4 protein-coding genes are annotated in these 6,582 nt (G+C 44.2%); 2 read left to right on the forward strand and 2 right to left on the reverse strand.

Features of this window, described 5'->3' with window-relative positions; genetic code table 11:
- The first annotated feature begins 29 nt into the window (after window positions 1–29).
- Window positions 30–4,337 carry a PolC-type DNA polymerase III gene (locus tag HMPREF9707_RS02700; protein ID WP_006701183.1) on the forward strand — a complete coding sequence of 1,436 codons (4,308 nt, stop codon included), beginning with the start codon at window positions 30–32 and terminating at the stop codon, window positions 4,335–4,337.
- Between the two features lie 173 nt (window positions 4,338–4,510).
- Here HMPREF9707_RS02700 and HMPREF9707_RS08895 read toward each other — a convergent pair whose 3' ends face one another.
- A complete protein-coding gene (locus HMPREF9707_RS08895) occupies window positions 4,511–4,690 on the reverse strand; it encodes a hypothetical protein (protein WP_156790225.1) in 180 nt (59 codons plus the stop codon).
- Window positions 4,691–4,737: 47 nt separating this feature from the next.
- Complete coding sequence (locus tag HMPREF9707_RS02705; protein WP_040442848.1) at window positions 4,738–4,926, reverse strand: hypothetical protein; 189 nt, start codon at window positions 4,924–4,926, stop codon at window positions 4,738–4,740.
- 126 nt (window positions 4,927–5,052) lie between these two features.
- On the opposite strand from HMPREF9707_RS02705, the gene HMPREF9707_RS02710 reads away from it, so the two are divergent.
- Complete coding sequence (locus HMPREF9707_RS02710; protein WP_006701184.1) at window positions 5,053–5,988, forward strand: NERD domain-containing protein; 936 nt, start codon at window positions 5,053–5,055, stop codon at window positions 5,986–5,988.
- Window positions 5,989–6,582: the final 594 nt, after the last annotated feature.

The following is a 6,582-nucleotide window of genomic DNA, read 5'->3' on the forward strand; positions in this document are numbered from 1 at the left end:
TTTGAACTTAGCGAATAGGAGGGGGATTTATGTCGAAAAATCGGCACTTATTTGAATTATTATTAGATCACTTAAAGATTAATGATTCAGACTTGCTGGAAACTTTATCTCGAACAGAATTAATAAAAGTTGAGATGTTAGTTCAGTCTCGGACTTGGCATTTTCATTTTTTAACACCGAATCAAATACCCGTCGATCAGTTTGTGTATTTTGAACAAGTGATGCGGGAATATTTCCAGCAAATGGGTTCGGTTGAAATTTGGTGGGAATACCAAGAAACGCCAACGTCTCAGTCGTTAGCAGCGTATGCTCAAGCAATTATGCATTCTTGTGCCAGTGATTTACCGTTATTAAGAACCATGTTACACCAAAGTGCTTTAATGGTTGACCCCTCAATGATTCGCCTGGGTGTACCAAGTGCCCAATATATTCAAACTTTCCAGACGCATTACGAACCACTCTTATTAGCACGGTTTAAACAAGCGGGGCTAGCTGACTACACTTTTGAAGTCTATTTGGATGAGACGCGCTATGAACAAATGTCGCAAAAAACGATGCAACGTTTGAATGAAGAAGACGAAGCCAATCGAATTGCTGCGCTTGAAATTGAAAAAGCACGTGAACAACAAGCGCCGCACAAAGAAGCGCCACAAGATGAAGATTTATTGATTGGGCGTGAACCTTCGAATAAGTTAGCGATTCCGCTTGTTGAATTAGATCAACCGCAAAACAACGTGGTCATTGAAGGACGTATCTTTAGTATTGACTTACGTGCACTTCGTTCGGGGTCGCACCTGTTAATGATGAATCTAACGGATTATACAAGTTCGATTACGTTGAAGATGTTCTCCAATCGACGCAATCCATTAGAAAAGTTGGAGCAGTTTAAGGAAGGAGAATGGATTCGAGCGGAAGGTGACGTGACAATTGACCGTTTCTCGAATGAATTAACCTTTGCTCCGCGCAGTATTCGTAAAATTATAAAAGCCTCGCGTCAAGATCAAGCGCCTGAAGATTGTCGTCGGATTGAGTTGCATGCCCATACGCAAATGAGTCAACTTGATGCGACCAACTCTGCCAAAGATTTAATTAAACAGGCTGCTGCTTGGGGACACAAAGCGATTGCCATCACGGATCACGGTGGGGTTCAAGCGTTCCCCGAAGCATATGCGGCAGGTAAAGACGCTGGTATTAAAGTGATTTATGGACTCGAAGCCAATATTGTGAACGATGGAGCGGAAGTGGCTTATGAGAGTGCACCGATCGAATTAGCGGAGGCTACCTATGTGGTCTTCGATATTGAAACGACCGGACTTTCTGCTATTTATGACGATATCATTGAAATTGGGGCCGTCAAGATGCAAGGCGGGCAAGTGATTGATCGCTTTGAGACGTTTGTCAACCCTGGTTACCCGATTCCAGCGAATATTACCCAACTGACCAGTATTACCGACCATGACGTGAAGGATGCACCCATATTAGCCGACGTCTTAGGGAAGTTTCAAGCTTTTGCCGAAGGAAGCATCCTAGTCGCACACAATGCGAAATTTGATATTAACTTCATTATGAAATCCTACAAGAAAATTGGCCTTGATGCGGCACCTCAGCCAGCTATCGATACACTGGAATTATCGCGTCTCGTGAATCCGAATTTCGGTTCGCACGGGTTAGGTCAATTGGTCAAGCGCTACAATATTCACTTAGAGCACCATCACCGAGCGGTCTACGACTCGGAAGCGACAGGCTATTTGCTCTATAAATTATTGGAACAGGCTCAAGAGCAATTCCAAATGACCCAACACGATCAATTAAATAATCAGTTAGGGCAAGGGGACGCCTATAAACAAGGCCGTCCGTTCCATGCCATCCTATTGGTTAAAAACAATGCGGGCTTGAAGGACTTATTTAAGCTTGTCTCACATTCGAATGTCGATTATTTCTATCGCGTTCCACGAATTCCACGTAGTTTATTGAATCAATATCGCGAGGACTTATTAATCGGAACGGCTTGCGCTTCAGGTGAAGTTTTCACTGCCATGATGCAAGAAGGGTATGACGAAGCAAAGGAACTCGCTGAATATTACGACTATATTGAAATTCAGCCACCGAGTGTCTATGAACCATTGGTTAAAGACGGTCTAATTCGTCATCAAGAAGATGTTTATCATATTTTAGAAAATATGATTCGATTAGGTGAAGAACTGGACAAGCCGGTCGTAGTCACTGGAAACGTTCATTATTTGAACCCTGAAGATGCGATTTACCGTGAAGTTCTACAGGGGTCGATGAAAGCGAACTTGAACCGTGAAATCCACTTGCCGCCAGTTCATTTCCGAACGACCGATGAGATGTTAGCGGAGTTTGATTTTATTTCGGACGAGAAAGCCCAACAAATTGTGGTTGATACGACCCATCAAATTGCGGACTTAATCGAAGAGGTGGAAGTCATCCATTCGGAACTATATCCACCAGTGATTGAGGGAGCTGACGAAGAAATTCGTGAGTTAACTTATAATAAAGCCTACGAACTCTATGGCAATCCACTGCCGGAAATTGTAGAAGCGCGGATCCAAAAAGAGCTGGATAGTATTATTAAACACGGTTTTGCGGTAATTTATTTAATCTCACAAAAATTAGTGAAGAAAAGTAATGATGACGGCTACTTAGTTGGTTCAAGGGGATCGGTTGGATCGAGTTTGGTGGCGACTTTAACGGGAATTACCGAGGTCAATCCTTTAGCGCCGCACTACTACTGTCCATCGTGTCAATTTAGCGAGTTCTTTACCGATGGTTCTTCAGCCAAATCAGGCTATGATTTGCCGGATAAACAATGTCCAAAATGTGGCGAAAAACTATGTAAAGAAGGGCAAGATATTCCGTTTGAGACGTTCTTAGGATTTTACGGGGATAAAGTTCCCGATATCGACTTGAACTTCTCAGGGGAATATCAAAGTCAAGCCCACGCCTATACTAAAGACCTTTTCGGGGTAGATTATGTCTACCGTGCTGGGACCATCGGAACGGTTGCTAATAAGACCGCTCACGGCTATATTAACGGCTATTTGGAGAAGCATGCAATGTACTTGCCACAAGCAGAGCGCGAACGAATTGCGAAGGGAATTGAAGGCGTCAAGCGGACGACTGGCCAGCATCCGGGCGGGATAATTGTTATTCCACATTATAAAGATGTGTTTGACTTCACGCCGATTCAATATCCGGCTGATGCGACCGGTTCTGAGTGGCGTACGACCCACTTTGACTTCCATTCAATTCACGACAACGTCTTAAAACTAGATATACTCGGTCACGATGATCCGACGATGATTCGGATGTTACAGGACTTGAGCGGCATCGATCCAATCTCAATTCCAGCGGTCGATACTGAAGTGATGAAGATTTTCCAAGGAACCGAAGTGCTTGGTGTGACGCCAGAACAGATTGGTTCTGAAACAGGTACGCTCGGTATTCCAGAATTTGGGACGGCCTTTGTACGTGGGATGCTATCTGAGACACGCCCAAGTACTTTTGCCGAGTTGCTACAAATTTCTGGACTGTCTCACGGGACGGATGTTTGGTTAGGAAATGCGCAAGATTTAATCAATCAAAATATTGTTCCGCTCTCGGAAGTCATCGGCTGTCGGGATGATATTATGGTTGTTCTGATGCAACAAGGATTGGAAGACAGTGTGGCTTTCAAGATTATGGAAAGTGTCCGGAAAGGACGCGGCCTGACCGACGAGTGGCTCGCCGAGATGCGCGCCCACAATGTGCCCGAATGGTACATTGATTCCTGCTTGAAGATCAAATATATGTTCCCGAAAGCCCATGCGGCTGCTTACGTCTTAATGGCACTGCGAGTCGCTTACTTTAAGGTTTACTACCCGATGTACTACTACTGTGCTTACTTTAGTGTCCGGGCGAAAGACTTCGACCTCGCTGCTATGTATCAAGGCAAGGAAATGGTCAAGCAGCGGATCCAAGAAATTAACGAAAAAGGCTTCGCTGCTTCACAAAAAGAAAAAGACTTATTAACTGAGCTGGAGATTGCTAACGAGATGCTCGAGCGTGGCTACCACTTTAAGATGGTAGACTTAGACCGCTCGCAAGCACATAACTTTGTGATCGACGGAGACAGCTTGATCCCACCGTTTCGCGCTGTGCCTGGGCTAGGAGCCAACGTGGCCGAGCAAATCGTCCAAGCCCGCGAAGAAGCTCCATTCTTATCGAAAGAAGACTTGCAAAAACGCGGTAAATCCTCAAAGTCAATCATCGAATACTTAGACGCCCACCAAGTCCTCTCTCACCTACCTGACGAAGACCAGCTTAGCCTGTTCTAAACCAAAAACTCCACTGTTTTTAAGCGAAAACAGTGGAGTTTTTGTGTGCTGCCTGGGGTGGAGGCGGCGAATTAAAAAAAGACTGTTGATTGGTCTGGCACTGGGTTCGCCAAACCAAAGTAGCTTTGTGATTGGTCTGGCATCGGGTTTGCCAAACCAAAGTAGCGCGATAATTAGTTTGGCACTGAGCTCACCAAACCAAAGTAGAGCGTTAATTGGTCTGGCAGCGAGCTCGCCAAACTAAAGTAGCTTGTTGATTGGTCCGGTACAGAGCTCACCAAACCAAAACCACCCAATAATTGGTCTGGTACCGTGTTCACCAAACCAAAGTAGCTTGTTGATTGGTCTGGCACTGGGATCACCAAACCAAAGTGGCTTGTTGATTGGTCCGGTACTGGGCTCACCAAACCAAAGTGTGCGTTAATTGGTCTGGCTCAGCAGTTGCCAAACCAAAGAAACGCGATAATTGGTCTGGCACTGAGCTCACCAAACCAAAGTAGCTTGATGATTGGTCTGGCACTGAGCTCACCAAACCAAAGTAGCTTGGGGATTGGTCTAGCTTCGGGTGAGCTGAACCAATATCAATCAAATTTTAGTCTCGCTCCACACTCACCAAACCAACCCCACTCCAACAAATAAACTTTTTACCCAAAAAGATAAAATAAAAAAGTATTTTGACTCCTTTCAGTGTACTTATTGTTAAGGAGGAATTTCTATGCAAAAAATGAATATGTACCTGTCTCGTTTTTTTCGAGGAGAGAACACTTACAAATTAGGAAATTTAGTCGCTGGTTATTATGGGGAGCAAGATTTTTATCGCATCGCTGAAAATTTTAAACCCCACAACTCAATTTTAGTTAAGAATTTTATTTTTGAATTCCCGTCTTTTGTACAAATTGATGCGCTAGTAATCACCGAACGCGAAATCCATTTGTACGAAGTAAAGAATTACGACGCGCACTGTTCAATCAATGACGGGCGAATTTTCTATGATAATAAACGACTGAATCACAACCCGTTGTTTCAAATTACTCGTGCTGTTGAGGGTTTTAAAAATATATTGCATCAAGAAAAAATTATGTTGGAAGTTAAACCACATTTAGTTTTTATGCATCCCTTTGGCAGTTTTGAAACGGACGGGACTCACGTAGTTTCGCTGATGACACGTAACCAACTTCGGGAGCATTTTCGACAAATGGTTAATTCGCCAGGAGGAGATTCTGCATATTCGCCGAAGAGCCTTCATGAAATTTTAAAAGCGTATCAGATTGCAGATTGGCACAGTCCTCATGATACAAATCCAGTCGACTTTAATAAGTTGAAACGTGGAGTTTACTGTCTGAATTGTGGGAGCTTTCGTGTGAAATCAATGCAGCACACGATTAAATGTTTGCATTGTGGGCATACTATTTCGAAAAAACTGGCAATCAATTACCTAATTGCAGAATGTAGCGCGCTCTATCCGAATGAAACGCTTCGTCCACAGGATGTTTTTCGGTTTTCAGATGGACTACTCGATAGAGGTTGGATTTACAAGATTCTTGCCAAAACTTTAGAACGAGAAAAGAGAGGATATTATTTCAAATTGGAAAAGAATCCTTACACTGATCAGATGCTCGAACTTTACAGCAAATTGAAGAGTAGAAGATAAAAGTAGGAAGGGGTCCAAATAAAGCCAAAACCACTTGATGATTGGTATGGTTCTTGAGTTGCAAAACCAAAGGAGCTTGGTGATTAGTCTGGCAGCGAGCTCACCAAACCAAAGTTACCCGATAATTAGTCTGGCCCCGAGCCCACCAAACCAAAGCAGCTTGATAATTGGTCTTGCTCTGGGTTCGCCAAACCAAAGCAGCTCGATGATTGGTCTGGCTCTGGGTTCACCAAACCAAAGCAGCGCGATAATTAGTCTGGCCCCGAGCTCACCAAACCAAAGTAGTGCGTTAATTGGTCTGGCCCCAGGTCCACCAAACCAAAGCCGCTCAATAATTGGTCTGGCCCAGAGCACACCAAACCAAAGTTACCCGATAATTAGTCTGGCCCCGAGCCCACCAAACCAAAGTTACCCGATAATTAGTCTGGCCCCGAGCTCACCAAACCAAAGTAGTGCGTTAATTGGTCTGGCCCAGAGCACACCAGACCAAAGTTACCCGATAATTAGTCTGGCCCCGGGCTCACCAAACCAAAGTAGCTTGGTGATTAGTCTGGCAGCGAACCCACCAAACCAAAGCAGCGCAATAATTAGTCT

The organism is Falseniella ignava CCUG 37419, from assembly GCF_000301055.1.
GTDB lineage: Bacteria > Bacillota > Bacilli > Lactobacillales > Aerococcaceae > Falseniella > Falseniella ignava.